This window comes from Pseudomonas fluorescens (assembly GCF_000802965.1).
GTDB lineage: Bacteria > Pseudomonadota > Gammaproteobacteria > Pseudomonadales > Pseudomonadaceae > Aquipseudomonas > Aquipseudomonas fluorescens_A.
The window spans coordinates 97,352-117,312 of sequence record NZ_JSAK01000013.1 but is presented as its reverse complement, the minus strand read 5'-3'; the positions used below and the strand labels follow the sequence as shown (position 1 = coordinate 117,312).

Here is a 19,961-nt window from a genome sequence, read left to right as displayed (position 1 = left end):
CACTTCATTTGATCCCCGGTGTAATCAATCATGCAGCGACAATTTGACGATCTTCAGCTGGGCAGCATCGAACTGTTCTGCCTGGCCGCAGAAGCTGGCAGCTTCACCGCGGCGGCGCTGGTAGCGGGTGTCACCCCGGCCGCGGTGAGCCGTTCGGTGTCACGCATGGAAGAACGCCTGGGCGTGCGATTGTTCGCCCGTACCACCCGCAGCGTCAAATTGACTGACAGCGGTCGTCGCTATTACGAGGAATGCCGACAGGCACTGGCGCAACTGGTCGAAGCCCAGCGCGAAGTCATGGGTCAGCAGCAAGTGCCTTCCGGGACCTTGCGTATCAGTATTCCGACCACCTACGCCCACCATCGAATCCTGCCGTTGCTGCCAGCGTTTCGTGCGCGGTTTCCGGCGGTGAAGGTCGAGTCGCACATCAGCAACCGCAATATCGATTTCGTCGGTGAAGGCTATGACATGGCCATTCGCGTCCGCGCGATTCCGGATTCCGGCCTGATCGCGCGGCAACTCGAAGACGGCGTGCTGGTGATGATTGCCAGCCCGGACTACCTCAAGCGTGCCGGCACGCCGCAAACCCTCGACGACTTGCAACAGCACGAATGCATTCAGTACGAACTGCCCAGCAGCGGCCGGCGCATTGCCTGGTTGTTCAATGACAACGGCGTTGAGAGGGAGATTCTGGCCGAGGGCAACTTCAGCTGCTCCGACGATGTATTGGGTGGCGTGACCCTGGCGAAACACGGGGCGGGGTTGTTTCAAACCTATCGCTTTATCGTCGAGAAGGAATTGGCCGATGGTTCGCTGGTGGAAGTGCTAAAGCCTTATGGCGGGCGCTCGCGGCCGTTTACTTTGCTTTATCCGCAGAGCCGGCATATGCCTCTGCGATTGCGGGCCTTCATTGATTTTTTGGTTGAGCATTTGCCTCGTTAAAAGATCGCAGCCTGCGAAAGCTCCTACAGGGGAACGCGTTTCAAATGTAGGAGCTGCCGTAGGCTGCGATCTTTTTATGTCCGATCACCGCACACAATACGCCCACTAACCGCCTCTTCAATTGACCAAACTAACTAGCTAGTACAATTTATCTCCACAGGCTGAAAACCTCGGCCAACGCCAAAAATAATAAGTGGAGAAAGTTCGATGTCCCCCATCATTCTGGTGCTCAACGGCCCGAATCTGAATCTGCTGGGCACCCGTGAACCGGCGACTTACGGCCACGAAACCCTGGCTGATATTTCCGCCATGTGCGGCCGCGCCGCTGAAGAGTTCGGCCTGGCAGTGGAGTTTCGCCAGACCAACCACGAAGGCGAATTGCTCGACTGGATTCACGCCGCCCGCAAGCGTTGCGCCGGGATCGTGATCAACCCGGCAGCCTGGACCCACACCTCGGTGGCGATCCGTGATGCGCTGGTTGCCAGCGAATTGCCGGTGATCGAAGTGCACCTGTCCAACGTCCACGCCCGCGAACCGTTCCGTCATCACTCCTTCGTCTCGGGCATTGCCACCGCGGTACTGGCCGGTTTCGGCAGCCATGGCTATCGCCTGGCACTGGAGCATTTCAGCCAACGTCTGAAGGGTTGAACGTCATGAATCAGAACCAAACGGTATTGGCCGGACTGATCGGCGCCGGCATCCAGGCTTCTCGCACCCCGGCGTTGCACGAGCATGAAGGCGATGCCCAGGGTTTGCGTTACCTCTATCGCCTGATCGACCTCGATCAACTGAAACTCGACTGCAACGCCCTGCCCGACCTGCTGATGGCTGCCGAACGCATGAATTTCACCGGCCTGAACATTACGTTTCCGTGCAAGCAGGCGATCATCCCGCTGCTCGACGAATTGTCGCCAGAAGCCCGGGGTATTGGTGCGGTAAACACCGTGGTGCTGAAGGACGGCAAACGCATCGGCCACAACACCGATTGCCTGGGCTTTGCCGAAGGTTTTCGCCGTGGCTTGCAGGGCGCTGCCGTTGAGCGCGTCGTCCAAATGGGCGCCGGTGGCGCTGGTGCGGCAGTGGCCCACGCGTTATTGAGCGAAGGCGTACAACAGCTGAGCATTTTCGACGTGGAAATCAGCCGTGCGCAGAGCCTGGCGGACAATCTGAATCAGCATTTCGGCAGCGGCCGCGCAGTGGCCGGTCACGACCTGGCACTGACGCTGGCCGAGGCTGACGGCCTGGTGAACACCACGCCCATGGGCATGAAAAAACTGCCGGGCATGCCCGTGCCGGTGGAGTTGCTGCGGGCGGAGTTGTGGGTGGCGGAGATTGTTTACTTTCCGCTGGAAACCGAACTGCTGCGCAACGCCCGCGCCCTGGGCTGCCGCACCCTGGATGGCGGCAACATGGCGGTGTTTCAGGCGGTGAAGGCGTTCGAATTGTTCAGCGGCGTGGTGCCGGATGTTCAGCGGATGCTGGCGCATTTTCAGAGCATGAATGGCTGACGTAACCTGTAGGAGCCGGCTCGCTGGCGATGGCGATCGTACAGACGCAATCGCCAGCAAGCCGACTCCTACAAAGGCGCTTCACACAGCTGAATCAGGCCTGTAGATATCGCAGAACGGACTCGCAAATCATCTCCCGATGACGCTGCTTGATGCTTTCGTCCGGCAAGTCGATCTGAAAAATCTCACCAAAGGTATGGCGGTTCGAGACGCGATAGAAGCAGAACGAGCTGATCAGCAAATGCACGTCCAACGGATCAAGCCCGGTGCGGAACAACCCTTCCTCGGCACCGCGACGCAAAATTTCGCCCAGTGAATCGAGGATGGTGTTGTTCATCGCCTTGATTGCATCGGAGCGCTTCACAAATTCAGCATTGTGAATGTTCTCGATGCTGACGATACGCACGAAATCGACATTGCGATCATGGTGATCGAAGGTAAATTCCACCAGCCGACGAATCGCGTCTACCGGTGCCAGTTCGGCCAGATGCAGGCGGTTTTCGGTATTGCGGATGTCGCCGTAGAGTTTCTCAAGCACCTCGACGTAGAGCTGTTCCTTGCTGCCGAAGTAGTAATAGATCATGCGTTTGGAGGTGTGGATGCGCTCGGCGATCGCATCGACGCGAGCGCCGGAAAGCCCCTGCTGCACAAACTCGACAATAGCCTCTTGCAGGATATTTTCGCGGGTCTTTTCCGGGTTGTTCTTGCGACTCTTGCGCGGCTCGGCAAGCGGCTGGTCGGGCGTTACGGAGAGTTCTGGAATTATCGTCATTGCGGGCTCACGGCCGTCACTGCACAGGCTGGCGATTATGGGCTGCGCCGCACACTGAAGGAAGCCGTGCGGCAGCGGATTACCCCCGCGGTTACGAATTTCCTACAACTTTGCCTGACGGACGGCACCACTGCGGGATTTGGCCATGGCCGCCAGTCGTACCGCGACGTTGGCCGCACCGTAACCGGCATAGCCGCTCTTGCGCTGGATGATCTCGAAGAAGAATCGCCCTTCAAACGGCTCGGTGTAAACGTGGAACAGTTCGCCACCCTGGGCATCGCGGTCGTACAGCACGTTGTAATAAGCCAGTTCGCTGAGGAACTCGTCGTCGAAATCGAAGCGCGCGGCCAGGTCGTCGTAGTAATTGAGCGGGATATCCAGCAGCGGTACGCCCGCCTCTTTCGCACGACTGACTTCGGCAAAGATATCGTCGCAATCGAAGGCGATGTGATGCACGCCGGAACCGCGATAACTCGACAGCGCGTGTGAGATCGCGGTGTTGCGGTTCTCGGAAATGTTCAGTGGCAGGCGAATCGAGCTGTCTCGACTGCGCAGTGCACGGCTCTTCACCAGACCATACGGGTCGGGCAACACCACTTCGTCGTCGGCCTCGAAATCCAGCAGGCTCTTGTAGAACAGCACCCAACTGTCGAGGCTGTCGGCCGGCAGCGCCATGGCCATGTGGTCGATGCGCTTGAGGCCGCCAGTGCTCACTGCGTTCGGCTGCAGATTGAAGTCGGTGCCGTAGACGTCGGCGTCCTGATCCACCAGGTAAATCAGGCTGCCATCCGGCGCGCGTACAGCGGCGAGTTCCAGTTCATTGGGGCCGACCAATCCGCGATACGGCTGACCTTTGTAGGCCACGGCCCGAGCCAAGGCACTGGCGCTGTCCTTGACCCGCACGGCCGTGGCGCACAGCGATGGACCGTGCGCCTCGAAAAAGCTGTGGCCGAATGAATAAGGCTCGGAGTTGAGAATCAGGTTGATATCGCCCTGACGCAACAGGCTGACGCTCTTGGAGCGATGCTGGCCGGCCTTGACGAAGCCCAGGCGTTCCAGCCAATGGGAGAGTTTGGCACCGAGGCTTTCGTCCACGGCAAATTCGAGAAACTCGATGCCGTTGTATTCGCTGGCTTTGGGCGTCTCGAACAGAATTTCCGGATGGCCGGCAGGCTTGGCTTCCTGCGCCAGACGCTCGCGGGTTTTCTCTTCGAGGTACAGCAACGAACGCAAACCGTCGGCGGCGTTGGCCCGTGGCGGTGCGGCGCGGAAGCCGTCGTTGAAGATTTCCAGCGACAGCGGCCCGGTATAGCCACTCTTGATGATCGGCGCGAGGAAACCCGGCAAATCGAACTCGCCCTGACCCGGGAAGCAGCGGAAATGCCGGCTCCACTCCAGCACGTCCATAGCCAGGATCGGCGCGTCGGCCATTTGCACGAAGAAGATCTTGTCGCCAGGAATGTCGGCGATAGCGCTCGGGTCGCCCTTGAGCGACAAGGTGTGGAAGCTGTCGAGCAACACGCCCAGGCTCGGGTGATCGGCCTGACGGACGATGTTCCACACCTGTTGATAGGTGTTTACGTGACGGCCCCAGGCCAGCGCTTCGTAACCAATGCGCAGGCCTCGCGCGCCGGCGCGTTCTGCCAGCAGGCGCAAGTCGTCGACCAGAATCTGTTCATCACCGATGGAATCGGCTGAGGCGTTGCTGCACACCAGCACCAGGTCGGTGCCCAGCTCCTGCATCAGGTCGAACTTGCGCTCGGCGCGCTCCAGGTTGCGCGACAGACGGTCACGGCGGCAGCCTTCGAAATCCCGGAACGGTTGAAAGAGGGTGATGGCGATCCCGAGATCGGCGCACATCTGTTTAATTTCCCGCGGGCTACCGTCGTAGTAGAGAAGGTCGTTTTCGAAAATCTCGACACCGTCGAAACCGGCGGCGGCAATGGCTTCGAGTTTTTCCGGCAGGGTACCGCTCAAGGATACGGTGGCAATGGAACGCTGCATATTTCGACTCCCGGTGATGGAGGCAATCTTGTTAGGGACATCGCACGCTTGGCTCTTTGTAGGAACCGGCTTGCTGGCGATGGCGATTTCGCGGGCGCCATCGCCAGCAAGCCGGCTCCTACAAGAATTGCGTTTAGCTTTGAAGGAATTATTGGCCTGGCAATCTCTCACGGCAATTCAAAGTGTACTACCCGGTTAGTTTTGCGTGCGATTATCGAACAAAATGCCCTTTGGCGAATTGACGATTTTTCGTCCACTGCGCAACATCAACACCACATTGGGTCCGGTCATGAATCATCGGTTCCAGTTAACAAGACCCAGAACACCACATAAAAATTTCAAAAAACGGGTATACGCTCATGCGCTCCTTCAACGCCTTGCTCGATTGCACCACCGTCATTACGCCTTGCCTGGCGTCCATCCGAATCCCGCGCACCGATGGCACCCACGTGCCGCTCGCTGAATAACTCGTCAGCCGACGAACACAGTCGATCAGTCCAGCCGCGCCTGTCGCCATCGATTGATCACGCGCCCTTGAAGTCCCGACGAGCTTCGCTTGTCAGTCATTGAACGGATGGCACACATGAATCCTACACATAGCTCACGCATGGCTCCGGCCATGAGCGCTGCCACTGGCGGCATCGGCGACAAAATCCGCGGCGCCATGGCGGTCGGCAAGACCCGTTGGGGCATGCTGGCACTGGTGTTTTTCGCCACCACCCTGAACTACATCGACCGCGCCGCCCTCGGCGTCATGCAGCCCATCCTGGCCAAGGAAATGAGCTGGACGGCGATGGACTACGCCAACATCAACTTCTGGTTCCAGGTCGGTTACGCCATTGGTTTCGTGCTACAGGGCCGCTTGATCGACCGGGTCGGCGTCAAGCGCGTGTTCTTCTGCGCCGTGCTGCTCTGGAGCCTGGCGACTGGCGCCCATGGCCTGGCTACTTCGGCGGTTGGCTTCATGGTCTGCCGCTTCATCCTCGGCCTGACCGAAGCCGCCAACTACCCGGCCTGTGTGAAAACCACTCGTCTGTGGTTCCCGGCCGGTGAACGTGCGGTGGCCACCGGTATTTTCAACGCCGGGACCAACGTCGGCGCAATGTTCACCCCGATGCTGCTGCCGCTGATCCTCCACGTGTGGGGCTGGCAGGCCGCGTTCCTGTGCATGTCGGCACTGGGCGGGATCTGGTTGCTGTTCTGGGGCCTGAAGTACTTCAACCCGGAAGATCACCCAAGCGTCAAACAGTCGGAACTGGACTACATCCAGAACGAAGTCGAACCGGAACAAACCCGCGTACCGTTCTCGAAAATCCTGCGCATGCGCGGCACCTGGGCCTTTGCCCTCGCCTACTCGATCACCGCGCCGGTGTTCTGGTTCTACCTGTACTGGCTGCCACCGTTCCTCAATCAGCAATACAACCTGGGCATCAACGTGACCCAAATGGGTATCCCGCTGATCATCATCTACCTCACCGCCGACTTCGGCAGTGTCGGTGGCGGGATTCTGTCCTCGTTCCTGATCGGCCGCGGTGTCAACCCGATCAAGGCGCGACTGATGTCCATGTTCCTGTTCGCCTGCTGCATCATCGGCGTGATCATGGCGGCCGGCTCCAGCAACCTGTGGGTCGCAGTGGCCGCCATCTCCCTGGCCATCGGTGCGCACCAGGCCTGGACCGCGAACATCTGGAGCCTGGTGATGGACTACACGCCCAAGCACATGATGAGTACGGTGTTCGGCTTCGGCGGCATGTGTGCCGCGATTGGCGGGATGTTCATGACCCAACTGGTCGGCCACATCCTGACAATCACCAACAACAACTACACCGTGCTGTTCACCATGATTCCGGCGATGTACTTCATTGCGCTGACCTGGATGTACTTCATGGCACCGCGCAAGATTCCGAAAATCGAAGACTGATGTTCCCTCGGCGCAGGCCCGGTTTCGGGCCTGCGCTTTTTTTGTGCCTGCGTTTTATGAATTCACCCTTTCGCTCAATGCCAAGGAAGTCAAACCATGTCGCCAGGTCACCTGAGCATCGCCAAACGCGCCGTGATCAGCTTCGGCCTCATCGCCCTGCTGGTTCTGTTGCAAGGCTTGTTCGCCCTCAAGCAAGTCGCCCAAGTGCGCGCCACCGGCCAACACACCGAGAACGTTTCCCTGCCCAGCACCCGCTATCTCGGGGAAATCCGCGACTACGTCCTGAGCATCCGTGTGCTCAGTTTGCGCATGGCGCTGAACCGCGAGCCAAAAGTGCTAGACGCCACCGTCACGCGCCTGCATCAAGTGCAAGGCTGGCTCGAACAAGCCCTGGAAAAATTCACCCCGCTCGTAGGTGACTACAACCGCGTGCCGTACGAAAAATTCGTCGCGACAGTCAGCAGTTACCGTCAGGCGCTGGCGCAATACGAGACCCTGTCGCAGGCCAATCGCCTGGACGAAATGACCGCGCTGCTCAACGGCAAGATCCAGGAGTACTCGACCCAGACCGGTGACCAGTTCGCCGAACTGGTGACGCTCACCGCCAACCAGGTCAGTCAGTCGGCACAGCAGGCCGACGCACTCTATACCCAGGTGAAGGTCACGGTCATCGGCGCCTTGATCGCCGTGTCGTTGCTGACCGCTCTCCTCGCTTGGCTGTTGATTCGCAGCATCGTGGTGCCGATCCGCCAGGCCGTGGCGGTGGCCGAGCAAGTGGCCGCTGGCGATCTCGGCACGCCGATCCAGAGCCACGGCGCCGACGAAACCGCGCGCCTGCTCACTGCCCTGTCGGTCATGCAAACCAGCCTGCGCGAAACCCTGCAACGGATCAGCGCCGCTTCCACGCAACTGGGCGCAGCCGCCGAGCAAATGAATCACAGCACCCATCAGGATTCCGGGCGCCTGCAACAGCAACACAATGAAATCGAACAAGCCGCCACCGCCGTGAATGAGATGACGGTTGCCGTGGAAGAAGTCGCACGCAATGCCGTCTCGACGTCTGACAGCACGCGCCAATCGACGCAGCAAGCCAGTCAGGGCCAGGCGCGAGTCATCGAAACACTTGATTCGATCCAGGCCATGAGCGCCGACGCCGGCACGGCCCTGCAACAAGTTCAAACCCTGGCCGAGCAATCCCGGGAAATCGGCAAGGTACTGGACGTGATTCGCGCCATCGCCGAGCAGACCAACCTGCTGGCGCTCAATGCCGCCATCGAAGCGGCCCGGGCCGGGGAAGCCGGGCGGGGTTTTGCGGTGGTCGCCGATGAAGTGCGTGCACTGGCCCATCGCACCCAGCAATCGACCCGGGAAATCGAACAGATGATCGGCCGGGTTCAGGGCGATACCGAGAGTGTGGTGCTGTCGATGCACGGCAACAGCCAGCGCGTTGCCGAAACCCTGTCGATCGCCGAGCAGGCCGGCATCGCGTTGGCGGAAATCACCCGGGCCATGGAGCAGATCCACGAGCGCAATCTGGTGATTGCCAGTGCCTCGGAAGAGCAAGCCGCCGTGGCCCGCGAAGTCGACAGGAATCTGCTGAACATCCGCGATCTGTCGCTGCAAAGCGCCGATGCTTCGACCCGCACCAGTGCCACCAGCCAGGAACTCTCGCAATTGGCCGCGGGCCTGCAAAACCTGGTGGTACGTTTCAGGTTTTGAGTGCGCTCAGCGGCGGCTTTGTTGCCATGCCGCCGCCAGGCCACTGCAGCAAATCACGGCGATCCCGACGACGGTGGTCAGGGTTGGCGTGTGGGAAAACAGCAGCCAGCCCAGCAGACCCGCAAACACGATCTGGCAATAGCTGAACGGCGCCAACAAGGCTGGCGCCGCAAGGCGAAAAGCCTGGGTCAGAAACAGGTGTGCAGTCATCCCGCAGGCGCCCAGCGCCAACATCATCGCGCCATGCCCCAGGGTCGGCACCTGCCAGAAGAACGGCACCAGCGCACTCATCACCAAGGTATTGCACAGCCCGGCGAAGAAGTTGCTGGTGGTCGGGCTGTCGATCTCGCTGAGCTTGCGCGTCAGCAGTTGATAGAAGCAGAAAAACAGCGCCGAGCAGAACGGCAGCAACACCGCCGGCGTGAACAAATCACCGCCGGGATGCACGATGATCAAAACCCCGATAAAACCGAAAATCACCGCCAGCCATTGCCCACGGGTCACCCGCTCCTTGAGCAGCGGCACCGACAACGCCGTGACCAGCACCGGCGCGAGGAAGTTGACCGACGTCGCCTCGGCCAATGGGATGTACATCAATCCTGTTGTGAAAAACAGGCTGGTGCCCAGCAGGCATAACGCCCGGATCAGCTGAAGCATTGGCCGTTTGGTCCGCAACACTCGCAGCCCGGATTGCGGCAGGAAAATCCCGGCCATCAACAAGGTGTGCACCACGTACCGCGCCCACACCACCATGACGATCGGATAGAACCCGGAAAGGTATTTCGACAACGCGTCATGACTGGAAAACAGGAAGGTCGCAACAACGATCAGCAGGATCCCCTTGAAGGGTTTGTTGACGCCGGATAGCGGGGTGCTGACGGTCATGAAAGCCTCTGAGTGAAATCAATATGTGGCGAGGGAGCTTGCTCCCGCTGGACTGCGCGGCAGTCCCAAAGCATGCCCGCAACGACACGAAAGCTGTGTACGGCCATAAATCCCCTGTAGGAGTTGGCTTGCCAGCGATGGCGGCGTTTCAGTCACCAGTGATGTTGGATGTGCCGACCTCATCGCGAGCAAGCTTGCTCCTACAGGTGCCCGCAGCGCACACGAAAGCTGCGGTCGAACGGGATCAAGCTCCCTCGCCACAACATCAGGTCAACGCCGCGCCAACAATTCCCGCGTCTTATCCAACGCCATCTGCGCCCGATCCAACCCACTCACACCCTGCTCCAGCAATCGCACAGTGGGAATCTCCAGGCTCAGGGGAATGTTAGCTGGCAAACAGCGCAACAGTCCCGACAGATCGCAATCACCGTCGCCCGGAAAACGTCGCTCGTTACGAGCCTGACGCAAGATCTCGGCCATATCCGCAGGCTTTGGCCCGGCAACATCACACAACTGCGCATACCGTAACCGTGAAGGGGCAACCCTGGCCAGATCTTCCAGCCGTGAACCCGAACGGTCAAAGTGAAACGCGTCAACCAGCACCGCACCATTTTCGCGCCCGGCGTTTTCGACGATGCGCTCGGCTTGCACAAGATCGCGAGCATCGGTCCAGGGCATGAACTCCAGATGCGGATGCAACCCATAATGCGCTGCCAAATCACAGAGCGCGGCAAAGTTTTCCGTCATGCGCTGTTCGTCAGAATCGTTACCGGCCACGAGCAATTCAGTGGCACCGAATTCCGCGCCGACAGCCAGAATTTTCTCGAAGTCGGCGACGACGGTGTCCGGTTTCAGACGCAGGATTTCAACATCCAGAACGCGTATGCCGGTATCGCGCAAACGCGCCAGGGTCTGACGGCGCAGTTCGCCATCGGCCACCAACGCAAAATGGTGTTCCTCCGCTGTCGCCGGCACCAGGCGCAAACCGACATGGCTGTAACCGGCCCGTGCCGCGACTTCGACCATGTCCGGTGGTGAAAGCTCCAGCACAGTCAGACTGGCCAGGGAAAAGATGCGTTCGCTCATGGTCAGCCCTCGATCAAGGATGGTGCGCAAGCGCGGCCAGTTTCGGCGGCCTCGCGGATGGCTTCGATCAATGCCAGCGTGCGGGCGGCATCAGCGACACTCACCAACGGCTCGACTTCCCGACGCGCGACGCGCACGAAGTGCTGCAACTGCAAACGCAAGGCTTCATCGGCACTGAACGTTTCCTCCGTCTGCAGCAACGACTCATGCCATCCACCGTCAGCTTCCGTGTAATGCCAGCGCTTGAGTTGCGGAATGCTCAGCGCCCCGCCCGTCCCGGCCAGCAAGTAGCAAGGCTGGTCAGCCTGACGCGGATAGACGGGGTTTTCCCCGGAATCCAGCTCCCAACTCCAGGGTGCCGCCACCGCGTCGGAACCGGTCAGGCTGCCCAGCGCGCCGCTATCGAATTGCAGCAACACCGCCGCACAGTCTTCATTGGCAAACCCGCGAATCGCGTTACTGGTGATGGCCTGAACCTGACGCACTTCGCCGCACAAATGCCGCAGCAGGTCGAGGTCGTGGATCAGGTTGGTGAGCAACATTCCCGCACCGGCCTCGCGGCGCCAGGGAATTTCAAAATAGCTGTCGGGCTTGCGCAATTGCCAGAGCGCCGTGACCGTGGTCAGTCGTCCCAGGGCACCGCTGTGGACCAGTTCATGGGCGCGGACGATCAACGGATTATGGCGTCGATGATGGCCCACCAGCACCGGCACACCCGTGGCCTTCGAAGCCGCCACCAGCTCGCGGACTTCATCCATGTGCACGCCCACCGGTTTCTCCAGAAGCACCGGCACGCCCGCAGCGAGGCAGTCGAGGGCGGTGCTGACGTGGAGCGTGTTTGGATTGGCGACGATGACGGCGTCCGGCCTCGCCTGCTCCAGCATCTGACGGTGATCGGCGAAATACGCCACGCCCCAATCAGCCGCGAGACTTGCCGCTTGCGGCCCGGGATCGGCCACTGCGCACAGGGTCGCTTCGGTCAGGGTTATCAAATGCCGGTAATGCTGCTGACCCATGTTGCCAGCACCGATCAGAGCGATGCGAAGGGGCGAACTCATGTCGCGGTCCTCTTGTGATTATTGTTGGAAGGTTTTTTCCAACAATTTAGAACCTGGTTCCAGATTCTTACACAGGCGCGAATTGAAAGTGTTCGAATAGCGCACAGCTTCTCGGACCTGCGCGATTGAAACTGTAGGAGCGAGCCTGCTCGCGATGAGGAATTTGAATTCAACATAGTCATTGACTGACACATCGCTATCGCGAACAGGCTCACTCCTACAGGGGACTTACGCAGGCCTCAACTGAATAGCTCCGAAGCCAGACTCGCCGCCGACAACTCGTCAGTAAACGCCAACAACAACGGCGCCAATTCATGCAGCCGCGCCCCCGGCATCCGTGCGCTCGGTCCCGCGATGCTCAGTACACCAATCACCCGCCCATCGCCCGGATGACGCACCACCGCAGCAATCGCCGAAGTGCCGACCGCCGAACTTTCTTCGACACAGGCGTAGCCCTGTTCCCGGGCCAGGCGCAGACGCTCAAGCAGTTCAATGTTGGAGCGCGGCGCATTTGGCCCCAGCTCCAGCGGCCGGTCTTCCGCCTGACGTTCGACCAGCGACAAGGCCTCGGCGTCACTCATGCACGCCAGCCACGCATGGCCCGAAGCGGTGTAAAACAACGGCGCGTCACGGCCCATGTCCGGGTCGTAACGCAGGCCGGATCGGGCACCTTGGGACTTGGCGATCCAGGTCTGCCGCTCGCCTTCGATTACCCCGAGGCGCACCAATTCGCCGGTCTCCTGAGCCAGGCGATCAAGCACCGGCTGCACGATATCGGCGCCGCTGCTCGACAGATAACGGAACCCCATCGCCACCAGCTTGGTCGACAAGTGGTAGCGCAGGTTCTCTGGATTCTGCCGCACATAACCCAGCCGGATCAGCTCGGCGAGCAGGCGATGGGTCGCACTTTTGGGGATGTCCAGTTGCTCCGCCAAAGCCTGCATCGGCAGGCCACGCGGGTCGCTGGTGAGGCTTTCGAGCACACTGAAAACACGTTCGATCTGACTGCCGGCCATGGGTATTTCCACGCAAAATTTTCTCGATTCTAGAAGACAAGCGGCCAAATGCGAAATGTGGAACTGAATGTCCGATAACCGCCCATTTTATCCCGCTTAAGCTTGCCCGTTACAGACGGACTCTTATATTTTTTGGAACATGATTCCAAAACAATAAACCGCTGGAGCACACACAAATGCCTGATGAACCGCACTTTCTTCCCGACGTCGACTGCGATGTGCTGATCGTCGGTTCCGGTGCGGCCGGGCTGTCCGCCGCGGTTACCGCGGCGTGGCATGGCTTGAAAGTCATTGTTGTAGAAAAGGACCCGGTGTTTGGTGGTGCAACAGCCTGGTCCGGTGGCTGGGCATGGGTACCGTGCAACCCCTTGGCCCGCCGCGCCGGCATCGTCGAAGACGTGGAGCTACCGCGTACTTACCTGAAACACGAATTGGGCGAGCGCTATGAACCGGCGATGATCGACGCATTCCTCGAGGCCGGCCCGCATATGGTCGCGTTCTTCGAGAAGTACACGTCGCTGCAATTCGCCGACGGCAACGCCATTGCCGACATTCATGGCGACACGCCCGGTGCCGGCACTGGCGGACGGTCGGTGATCGCCGCGCCTTACGACGGGCGAAAAGTCGGCAAACTGCTTAAGCGTCTTCGCAAAACCATGCGGGAAACGTCCTTCATGGGCATGCCGATTATGGCGGGCGCCGACCTCACGGCGTTTCTCAACCTGACTCGCTCAGTGTCGGCGGCCTGGCACGTCACCCGGCGTTTTACCCGGCACCTGCTCGACCTCGCCGTCCATGGCCGGGCGATGCAATTGGTCAACGGCGTGGCGCTGGTGGCACGCCTGGCGAAATCCGCCGAAGACCTCGGCGTCTTGCTTTGGGAATCGGCGCCGGTCACCGAATTACTGCGCGAGAACAATCAGGTGCGCGGCGCGATAGTCAGCACCGCCAAAGGTCCGGTGCGCATCAAGGCCCGCAAAGCCGTGGTGCTCGCGGCTGGCGGTTTCGCCAATGACATCGAGCGACGAAAAGCCCTGTTCCCGCGCACGCCCACCGGGCATGAACACCTGGCCTTGCCGCCGCTGGCGGTGTCCGGCGACGGGTTGCGCCTGGGCGAAAGCGCAGGCGCCAAAGTGAACACCGACATGGCGTCACCGGTCGCCTGGGCACCGGTTTCGCAGGTGCCACACGGTGATGGCAGCACGGGCCATTTCCCGCACATCATCGAACGCGGCAAGCCAGGCATCATCGGCGTACTGAGCAACGGCCAGCGCTTCGTCAACGAAGCCAACGGCTACTACGACTACGTCACGGCCATGGTCGCCGCCGCCCCGCCGGGCGAAGAAGTCGCCTCGTGGCTGATTTGCAGCCATGGGTTTCAGCGTCGTTATGGCCTGGGCATCTCTCGGCCGTTTCCGCTACCGGTGTCGTCCTTTGTCCGCAGCGGCTATCTGAAAACCGGCAAGACCCTTGAGGAATTGGCCTCGGCCTGCGGTATCGACCCCATCGGCTTGCGCACCACCGTGACGAACTACAACCGCCACGCAAGCAACGGTGAAGATCCGCAGTTCGGTCGCGGCTCAACGCCCTACAACCGCAAACAAGGGGACGCGTTGCAGCAACCCAACCCCTGCGTCGCGCCGATCGAGCACGGTCCGTTTTATGCCGTGAAGGTCCAGCCCGGCTGCTTCGGCACCTTCGCCGGGCTCAAGGTCAATGCCCACGCCCAAGTCCTCGACGACACAGGTCAGGCCATCGCCGGGCTGTATGCGGCGGGCGGCGACATGGCCAGCATCATGGGCGGGCACTACCCCGCTGGCGGCATCAACATTGGCCCGGCGCTTACCTTCGGCTACATCGCCGCGCGCCATATCGCAGGCATCACCGCTTATGAAAAGGAGATCGACCATGCAGCACATCGTTAATGCACAGGGTTTGAACATGCCCAAGCTGGGCCTCGGCACCTGGCCGATGCTGGGTGAGGAATGCACTCGGGCCGTGGAACAGGCCCTGGCGCTGGGTTATCGGCACATCGATACGGCGGCGGCCTACAACAACGAAGACGCTGTCGGTCAGGCGCTGGTGAGCAGTCCTACGCCGCGAGAGCAAATTCACGTCACCACCAAGGTCTGGTGGGACCAGTTGCACCCCGACGCCATGCGCCATTCCATGGAGCGCAGCCTCAAGGCGTTGCGCAGCGATTACGTCGATCTGTTCATGATCCATTGGCCGACCACCGATTGGGACCTGCCGAAAACCATCGAAACCCTGGTCTCGTTCAAGGAGCAAGGACTGGCGCGCAACATTGGCGTGGCGAATTTCCCACTGCCGCTGCTGCGCAAAGTCGTCGAGGAACTGGGCGCGCCGCTGTCAGCCATTCAGGTCGAATACCACGTGCTGCTCGGACAAAACGCCTTGCTCGATTACGCCCATCAACACGATCTGGCGCTGACGGCCTACACGCCGCTGGCACGCAACAAGGTTTCGGACATCCCGGTGATCCAGCAGATCGCCACCATACACGGCGTTTTGCCGACTCAGGTCGCGCTTAAATGGCTGCTGGATCAACCGAACGTGGCCGCCATTCCCAAGGCCAGCAGTGAGGCCAATCAACTGGCCAACCTGGCGGCGCTGCAAGTGCAACTGGACGAAGACGACCGTGCGTTGATCGCCGGGTTGTCAAAGCGCGAGCGTCAGGTCAGCCCGGACTTTGCGCCGGTGTGGGATGCGTTCGACAAGTAAGACCCCACATAAAAACCCATCGTCCGACGGAATTCGATGGGGGATCCGTGTTCAATACAAGCCTGAATGTTCTCGGTAGCCCTCCTTGGGGTTGCCGAGAATAGCCGCGTGCGCAGGAAAAGCCGGACGACCGGACTGGCGCCGCTCCCACTCAGCAGCAACACTCATCGCACGGACAACCTGAGGATTCCCACATGCTATGGAAAAAAGGCCGACGCAGCGACAACGTGGTCGATGCCCGTGGCGATGATGTCGGCGGCGGTGGCGGCGGGATGCGCTTTGGTGGCGGCAAGGGCCTGAGCCTGACCGCGATCATCCTGATTGTCGGGATCGGCTGGATCACCGGCCAGGACCCGATGCAAATCCTCGGTCAGTTGACGGGCCAGATGAGCGAGCAATCGGCGCCTGCCACTAACCAGACCCGCAAGGCGCCACCGGCCAATGATGAGGGCGCCGAGTTCGTGCGCTCGATCCTCGGCGACACCGAAGACACCTGGCGGCAGATTTTCCAGCAGGCCGGCAAGCAATACAAAGATCCGACCCTGGTGTTGTTCAGCAACCGCGTGAACTCGGCTTGCGGCCTGGCGACGTCGGCGACCGGCCCGTTCTATTGCCCGGCAGACCAGAAGGTCTATCTGGACACGAGTTTCTTTCAGGAGATGTCACAACGCTTTGCCGCCGCCGGCGACTTCGCCCAGGCCTACGTGATCGCTCACGAAGTCGGACACCACGTTCAGACGTTGCTCGGCGTTTCCGCGAAAATTCAGACAGCCCGCCAGCAAGGCCGGCAGATGGAAGGCGATGGCGGTTTGCTGGTGCGTCAGGAATTGCAGGCCGATTGCCTGGCCGGGGTCTGGGCCAACAATGCCCAGCAGCGGTTGAACTGGCTGGAACCGGGCGACATCGAAGAAGCGCTGAACGCCGCCAATGCCATTGGCGACGATCGTTTGCAGCAACAGGGTCAGGGCCGCGTGGTGCCGGACTCGTTTACCCATGGTACGTCAGCGCAACGGGTGCGCTGGTTCAAAACCGGTTTCGCCCAAGGCCAGGTTGGCCAGTGCGATACCTTTTCGGCGAAAAATCTGTAGATGAAAAAATGGTTGTTGGCGCTGCTGGTCACTTGCGCAAGTACTCAGGCTGCCGAGTTGGGGGTCAAGGAACTAAGCCCCGGTCGCCTGTTGTTGAAATCAGGTGAAATGGCGGTGGGCATCAGTCCCGCCCCGGCGAAAATCGAACGCGTGCTGATCATCGTCCACGGTCGCCCGCGCAATGCACAAACCTACCTGAAAACGGGCGAACACGCGGCCGAACTGGCCGGACAAAGTGCGACGACCCTGGTGATCGCTCCGCAATTTCTCAATGAAACCGACGTCGCGCTGCATCCCGTGTCTGACACGGTTTTGCGCTGGCAGGGCAATGAGTGGATGGCCGGGGGCGAATCTACCGCGCCGTTTCGTATGAGTTCTTATGAGGCGCTGGACGAAATCATCGCCCGACTGAGTGATCGCCAGCAGTTCTCGGACGTGAAGCAAATCGTCATCGCCGGGCACTCCGGCGGCGCTCAGGTGGTGCAGCGCTACGCCATGCTCGGCCGCGATCTGTCGGCCCTCGAAGCCGCTGGAGTGAAGGTGCGCTACGTGATCGCCAATCCGTCTTCATACGCCTATTTCGATGAGCGCCGGCCGGTGGCCTTCAACCACGCCGGATGTCCGCAGTTCAATCGCTGGAAGTACGGGCTGACAGACTTGCCTGCCTACGCTGAAGGACAAACGCCCGCGCAATTGCAGGAAAAATACCTCAAGCGCGACATCGTTTATCTGTTGGGGCAGCAGGACAACGACCCGAACCATCCGGCGCTGGATAAAAGTTGCGAAGCCAAGGCTCAGGGCCCGAATCGATTGGCCCGTGGGCGTTTTTACTTCGATTATCTGAAGCGCCTGCAACCGCAGGGGCTGAATCAGCAACTGATCGAGGTGCCCGGTGTCGGGCATAACGGGGATGGGATGTTTACATCGCCGGAGGGACAGAAGGCGTTGTTTCAGTAACCGCAAAAAGATCGCAGCCTTCGGCAGCGCCTACAGGGGTACGCGATTCCCATGTAGGAGCTGCCGAAGGCTGCGATCTTTTGACTTTAAAAAATCAAGCCGACAACATCTGCCGCAACTCGACACAATCCGCCGCATGCCAATCGGTCAATTCCGGCCACGGGTTATCCGGCAAATTCACCAACACCGTCCGCGCCCCCGCCGCTCGCCCGCAATCCAGATCAAAGCGGTAATCACCGACCATCACCAGTTCGCTCGCCGGCACGTTCCAGGCTTGTGCCAGTTTCAGCAAACCACCGGGATGCGGTTTTGGCGGTGCTTCGTCGCGACCCAATACATCGTCAACCGCGAAGCAATCGGCCAGGCCAATCGCCTCCAGCGTGACATGCGCCAGCTCGCGGGCATTGCGCGTGAGAATCCCCAGGCGATAACCGCGCCCGGCCAGGTCACGCACCAATTCCACGGCGCCCGGTGCCGGTTTCGAACCAAGCGCCAAATCCCGTTCATGCTCCAGCAACCAGGCATGCTTGGCCGCCGCTTCATCGGGCGGCAGCGCAGCGAGGTGAGTCAGGATGTCGTCTTCGGCGGGGATCGCCAACGCCACGCGAATCGCGGCGAAATCATGCACGGCCACCGTCAGGGTGCCGTCCATGTCGAACACCCAGTGGCGCACGTCGGCCAGACTCATGCCCAATCCTTGCGATGACGAATCAAGCCTTCCTGCGTCACCGACGCCACCAGTTGCCCGGCGCGGTTGAACACGCTGCCACGGGAGAAACCACGAGAGTTACCGGCCCAAGGACTGTCCATCGCGTACAGCAACCAGTCATCGGCGCGCAGATCAGCGTGGAACCACAACGAGTGATCGAGGCTGGCGACCTGCATGTCCTTATGCCAGACCGATTTGCCGTGAGGCTGCATCGAGGTGGTCAGCAGACCGAAATCCGACGCGTACGCCAGCAGGTATTTGTGCAGCGCCGGCGAGTCGGCCAACGCACCGTCGGCGCGAAACCACACGTACTTGATCGGGTCGGACGGCTGTGGGTTGTAGGGATCTTTTTCAGTGATCGGCCGGAACTCGATCGGCTTCGGGCACAGTAGCTTTTCGCGCATTTTCTCGGGGATCAGGTGCGCGCGTTGCTGAGTCAATTCCAGCTCCGACGGCAGATTCTCCGGGCCGACCACTTGCGGCATTTCGCTCTGATGCTGGAAGCCGACTTCGTCGTACTGGAACGAAGCGCTGCACGTGAAGATCGGGTGGCCCTTCTGGATGGCCGTCACGCGGCGCGTGCTGAAACTGCCGCCGTCACGCACCCGGTCAACCTGATACACCACCGGCAACCCGGCATCGCCCGGACGCAGGAAATAACCGTGCATCGAGTGCACATGGCGCGTCTCTTCGACGGTCTGACTGGCTGCCGACAAGGACTGGCCCAATACCTGACCACCGAACAACTGCCGAAAACCCAGGTCCTGACTGCGACCACGGAAGAGGTTTTCTTCGATCGGCTCCAGGGTCAGCAGGTCTACCAGATCTTCCAACACTTGGCTCATTCAGACTCTCCTCACACAACGCAATGCCGCGCAGTCTTGGCTGCGTCGGTCGATTCAGTTTCTGGCCCGGGCCATCATGAGGGCCATTGTAAACGTCCGTGACAGGTTATCCATGCAAGGTTTGCAGCCATTGTTCGCGATTGATGCGATACAGCACGTGATGGCGCAGGGGATGACCGACGGCAAGCTTCGGGTGTTCGAAATCATCAACCGGGTCATGGTGCATGCCGATGGCCTGCATGACTTTCTGCGACGGCAAATTGCTGTCAGCGGTGAAGGACACGACTTCATTCAGAGCCAAACGATCAAACCCGCAGCGCAGAGCGGTCCAGGCCGCTTCGCTGGCGTAACCCAGGCCCCAATGCTCGCGCGCCAGCCGCCAACCGATTTCGATGGCAGGGGTAAAAGGCGCATCGAAACCAACCACGCCGAGCCCGGTAAATCCGATGAACTGCCCGGTGTCCTTGCGTTCCAGCGCCCACAGGCCAAAGCCATGCTCGGCAAAATGACCGCGAACCCGCCCGATCAGCGAAGCGCTTTCCAGTCGGCTCAAGGGTGCCGGAAAATAGCGCATGACCTGTGGATCGGCGCACATCGCCGCAAACTCCGGCAAATCCTCATCGCGCCACTGGCGCAACAGCAATCGCGCGCTAGCAAGTTCCAGTATCGGCTCCATCGTGTTCCCCCGTTTCCGTGCCGCAAGTCTACA

Annotated in this window: 18 protein-coding genes and 1 pseudogene; 10 read left to right on the top strand and 9 right to left on the bottom strand. The window is 60.4% G+C overall.

The annotated features are described in order from the left end of the window. The first annotated feature begins 30 nt into the window (after positions 1 to 30). The 3 genes from NL64_RS11405 (at position 31) to NL64_RS11395 (ending at position 2,450) form a co-directional block, all read left to right on the top strand. A complete protein-coding gene (locus tag NL64_RS11405) occupies positions 31 to 942 on the top strand; it encodes a LysR family transcriptional regulator (protein ID WP_034148191.1) in 912 nt (303 codons plus the stop codon). A 207-nt stretch (positions 943 to 1,149) separates the two neighbouring features. Continuing rightward, a complete protein-coding gene (gene aroQ / locus NL64_RS11400; RefSeq protein WP_034148190.1) occupies positions 1,150 to 1,590 on the top strand; it encodes a type II 3-dehydroquinate dehydratase in 441 nt (146 codons plus the stop codon). Positions 1,591 to 1,595: 5 nt separating this feature from the next. After that, positions 1,596 to 2,450 carry a shikimate dehydrogenase gene (locus NL64_RS11395; RefSeq protein ID WP_034148189.1) on the top strand — a complete coding sequence of 285 codons (855 nt, stop codon included), beginning with the start codon at positions 1,596 to 1,598 and terminating at the stop codon, positions 2,448 to 2,450. 94 nt (positions 2,451 to 2,544) lie between these two features. On the opposite strand, the gene NL64_RS11390 is transcribed toward NL64_RS11395, so the two are convergent. Together NL64_RS11390 and quiC are read right to left on the bottom strand one after the other, a co-directional pair. After that, on the bottom strand, positions 2,545 to 3,222 hold the full coding sequence (locus NL64_RS11390; protein WP_034148188.1) for a TetR/AcrR family transcriptional regulator: 678 nt from the start codon (positions 3,220 to 3,222) through the stop codon (positions 2,545 to 2,547). 102 nt (positions 3,223 to 3,324) lie between these two features. After that, the gene (quiC, locus tag NL64_RS11385; protein ID WP_034148187.1) at positions 3,325 to 5,226 is read right to left on the bottom strand and encodes a 3-dehydroshikimate dehydratase QuiC; all 1,902 of its coding nucleotides are present in this window, start codon (positions 5,224 to 5,226) and stop codon (positions 3,325 to 3,327) included. Between the two features lie 583 nt (positions 5,227 to 5,809). On the opposite strand from quiC, the gene NL64_RS11380 reads away from it, so the two are divergent. The 3 genes and pseudogenes from NL64_RS11380 (at position 5,810) to NL64_RS31055 (ending at position 8,866) form a co-directional block, all read left to right on the top strand. Beyond that, on the top strand, positions 5,810 to 7,147 hold the full coding sequence (locus NL64_RS11380) for an MFS transporter (protein WP_034148186.1): 1,338 nt from the start codon (positions 5,810 to 5,812) through the stop codon (positions 7,145 to 7,147). 96 nt (positions 7,148 to 7,243) lie between these two features. After that, a pseudogene (locus NL64_RS31060) lies at positions 7,244 to 8,011 on the top strand (MCP four helix bundle domain-containing protein); the annotation flags it as partial. Then, on the top strand, positions 8,003 to 8,866 hold the full coding sequence (locus tag NL64_RS31055) for a methyl-accepting chemotaxis protein (protein ID WP_437176911.1): 864 nt from the start codon (positions 8,003 to 8,005) through the stop codon (positions 8,864 to 8,866). The pseudogene NL64_RS31060 and the gene NL64_RS31055, both read left to right, overlap by 9 nt. A 6-nt stretch (positions 8,867 to 8,872) precedes the next feature. Here the strand turns inward: NL64_RS31055 and NL64_RS11370 are convergent, their stop codons facing one another. The 4 genes from NL64_RS11370 to NL64_RS11355 form a co-directional block, all read right to left on the bottom strand. Beyond that, on the bottom strand, positions 8,873 to 9,751 hold the full coding sequence (locus NL64_RS11370) for a DMT family transporter (protein WP_034148184.1): 879 nt from the start codon (positions 9,749 to 9,751) through the stop codon (positions 8,873 to 8,875). Between the two features lie 270 nt (positions 9,752 to 10,021). Then, complete coding sequence (locus NL64_RS11365) at positions 10,022 to 10,837, bottom strand: sugar phosphate isomerase/epimerase family protein (RefSeq protein WP_034148183.1); 816 nt, start codon at positions 10,835 to 10,837, stop codon at positions 10,022 to 10,024. A gap of 2 nt (positions 10,838 to 10,839) precedes the next feature. Beyond that, complete coding sequence (locus tag NL64_RS11360; protein WP_034148182.1) at positions 10,840 to 11,895, bottom strand: Gfo/Idh/MocA family protein; 1,056 nt, start codon at positions 11,893 to 11,895, stop codon at positions 10,840 to 10,842. Between the two features lie 239 nt (positions 11,896 to 12,134). Then, the gene (locus NL64_RS11355; RefSeq protein WP_034148181.1) at positions 12,135 to 12,911 is read right to left on the bottom strand and encodes an IclR family transcriptional regulator; all 777 of its coding nucleotides are present in this window, start codon (positions 12,909 to 12,911) and stop codon (positions 12,135 to 12,137) included. Between the two features lie 176 nt (positions 12,912 to 13,087). On the opposite strand from NL64_RS11355, the gene NL64_RS11350 reads away from it, so the two are divergent. The 4 genes from NL64_RS11350 (at position 13,088) to NL64_RS11335 (ending at position 17,698) form a co-directional block, all read left to right on the top strand. Next, on the top strand, positions 13,088 to 14,836 hold the full coding sequence (locus NL64_RS11350; protein ID WP_034148180.1) for an FAD-dependent oxidoreductase: 1,749 nt from the start codon (positions 13,088 to 13,090) through the stop codon (positions 14,834 to 14,836). After that, entirely contained in the window at positions 14,820 to 15,653 is an 834-nt protein-coding gene (locus NL64_RS11345; RefSeq protein WP_034148179.1) for an aldo/keto reductase, read from the top strand. Before NL64_RS11350 ends, NL64_RS11345 begins: the two co-directional genes overlap by 17 nt. Positions 15,654 to 15,847: 194 nt before the next feature. Next, positions 15,848 to 16,741, top strand: coding sequence for a KPN_02809 family neutral zinc metallopeptidase (gene ypfJ, locus NL64_RS11340; protein ID WP_034148178.1), 894 nt, complete (start codon positions 15,848 to 15,850; stop codon positions 16,739 to 16,741). Beyond that, a complete protein-coding gene (locus NL64_RS11335) occupies positions 16,742 to 17,698 on the top strand; it encodes an alpha/beta fold hydrolase (protein ID WP_034148177.1) in 957 nt (318 codons plus the stop codon). A 94-nt stretch (positions 17,699 to 17,792) separates the two neighbouring features. Here NL64_RS11335 and NL64_RS11330 read toward each other — a convergent pair whose 3' ends face one another. From NL64_RS11330 to NL64_RS11320, 3 genes are all read right to left on the bottom strand, one after another. Next, the gene (locus tag NL64_RS11330) at positions 17,793 to 18,386 is read right to left on the bottom strand and encodes an HAD family hydrolase (protein WP_034148176.1); all 594 of its coding nucleotides are present in this window, start codon (positions 18,384 to 18,386) and stop codon (positions 17,793 to 17,795) included. Next, complete coding sequence (gene tesB, locus NL64_RS11325; RefSeq protein WP_034148175.1) at positions 18,383 to 19,252, bottom strand: acyl-CoA thioesterase II; 870 nt, start codon at positions 19,250 to 19,252, stop codon at positions 18,383 to 18,385. Before tesB ends, NL64_RS11330 begins: the two co-directional genes overlap by 4 nt. 106 nt (positions 19,253 to 19,358) lie before the next feature. Beyond that, positions 19,359 to 19,928 (bottom strand): GNAT family N-acetyltransferase, encoded by a 570-nt coding sequence (locus NL64_RS11320; protein WP_034148174.1) that lies wholly within the window; start codon positions 19,926 to 19,928, stop codon positions 19,359 to 19,361. Between the last annotated feature and the right edge of the window lie 33 nt (positions 19,929 to 19,961).

Excerpts from the sequence above, each read along its gene's own strand:
- tesB (WP_034148175.1), bottom strand. The coding sequence starts at position 19,252 with ATGAGCCAAGTGTTGGAAGATCTGGTAGACCTGCTGACCCTGGAGCCG.
- NL64_RS11365 (WP_034148183.1), bottom strand. The coding sequence starts at position 10,837 with ATGAGCGAACGCATCTTTTCCCTGGCCAGTCTGACTGTGCTGGAGCTT.
- NL64_RS11355 (WP_034148181.1), bottom strand. The coding sequence starts at position 12,911 with ATGGCCGGCAGTCAGATCGAACGTGTTTTCAGTGTGCTCGAAAGCCTC.
- NL64_RS31055 (WP_437176911.1), top strand. The coding sequence starts at position 8,003 with ATGCAAACCAGCCTGCGCGAAACCCTGCAACGGATCAGCGCCGCTTCC.
- aroQ (WP_034148190.1), top strand. The coding sequence starts at position 1,150 with ATGTCCCCCATCATTCTGGTGCTCAACGGCCCGAATCTGAATCTGCTG.
- NL64_RS11370 (WP_034148184.1), bottom strand. The coding sequence starts at position 9,751 with ATGACCGTCAGCACCCCGCTATCCGGCGTCAACAAACCCTTCAAGGGG.
- NL64_RS11320 (WP_034148174.1), bottom strand. The coding sequence starts at position 19,928 with ATGGAGCCGATACTGGAACTTGCTAGCGCGCGATTGCTGTTGCGCCAG.
- NL64_RS11330 (WP_034148176.1), bottom strand. The coding sequence starts at position 18,386 with ATGAGTCTGGCCGACGTGCGCCACTGGGTGTTCGACATGGACGGCACC.
- NL64_RS11380 (WP_034148186.1), top strand. The coding sequence starts at position 5,810 with ATGAATCCTACACATAGCTCACGCATGGCTCCGGCCATGAGCGCTGCC.
- NL64_RS11390 (WP_034148188.1), bottom strand. The coding sequence starts at position 3,222 with ATGACGATAATTCCAGAACTCTCCGTAACGCCCGACCAGCCGCTTGCC.
- NL64_RS11360 (WP_034148182.1), bottom strand. The coding sequence starts at position 11,895 with ATGAGTTCGCCCCTTCGCATCGCTCTGATCGGTGCTGGCAACATGGGT.
- quiC (WP_034148187.1), bottom strand. The coding sequence starts at position 5,226 with ATGCAGCGTTCCATTGCCACCGTATCCTTGAGCGGTACCCTGCCGGAA.
- NL64_RS11350 (WP_034148180.1), top strand. The coding sequence starts at position 13,088 with ATGCCTGATGAACCGCACTTTCTTCCCGACGTCGACTGCGATGTGCTG.
- ypfJ (WP_034148178.1), top strand. The coding sequence starts at position 15,848 with ATGCTATGGAAAAAAGGCCGACGCAGCGACAACGTGGTCGATGCCCGT.
- NL64_RS11405 (WP_034148191.1), top strand. The coding sequence starts at position 31 with ATGCAGCGACAATTTGACGATCTTCAGCTGGGCAGCATCGAACTGTTC.
- NL64_RS11345 (WP_034148179.1), top strand. The coding sequence starts at position 14,820 with ATGCAGCACATCGTTAATGCACAGGGTTTGAACATGCCCAAGCTGGGC.
- NL64_RS11395 (WP_034148189.1), top strand. The coding sequence starts at position 1,596 with ATGAATCAGAACCAAACGGTATTGGCCGGACTGATCGGCGCCGGCATC.
- NL64_RS11335 (WP_034148177.1), top strand. The coding sequence starts at position 16,742 with ATGAAAAAATGGTTGTTGGCGCTGCTGGTCACTTGCGCAAGTACTCAG.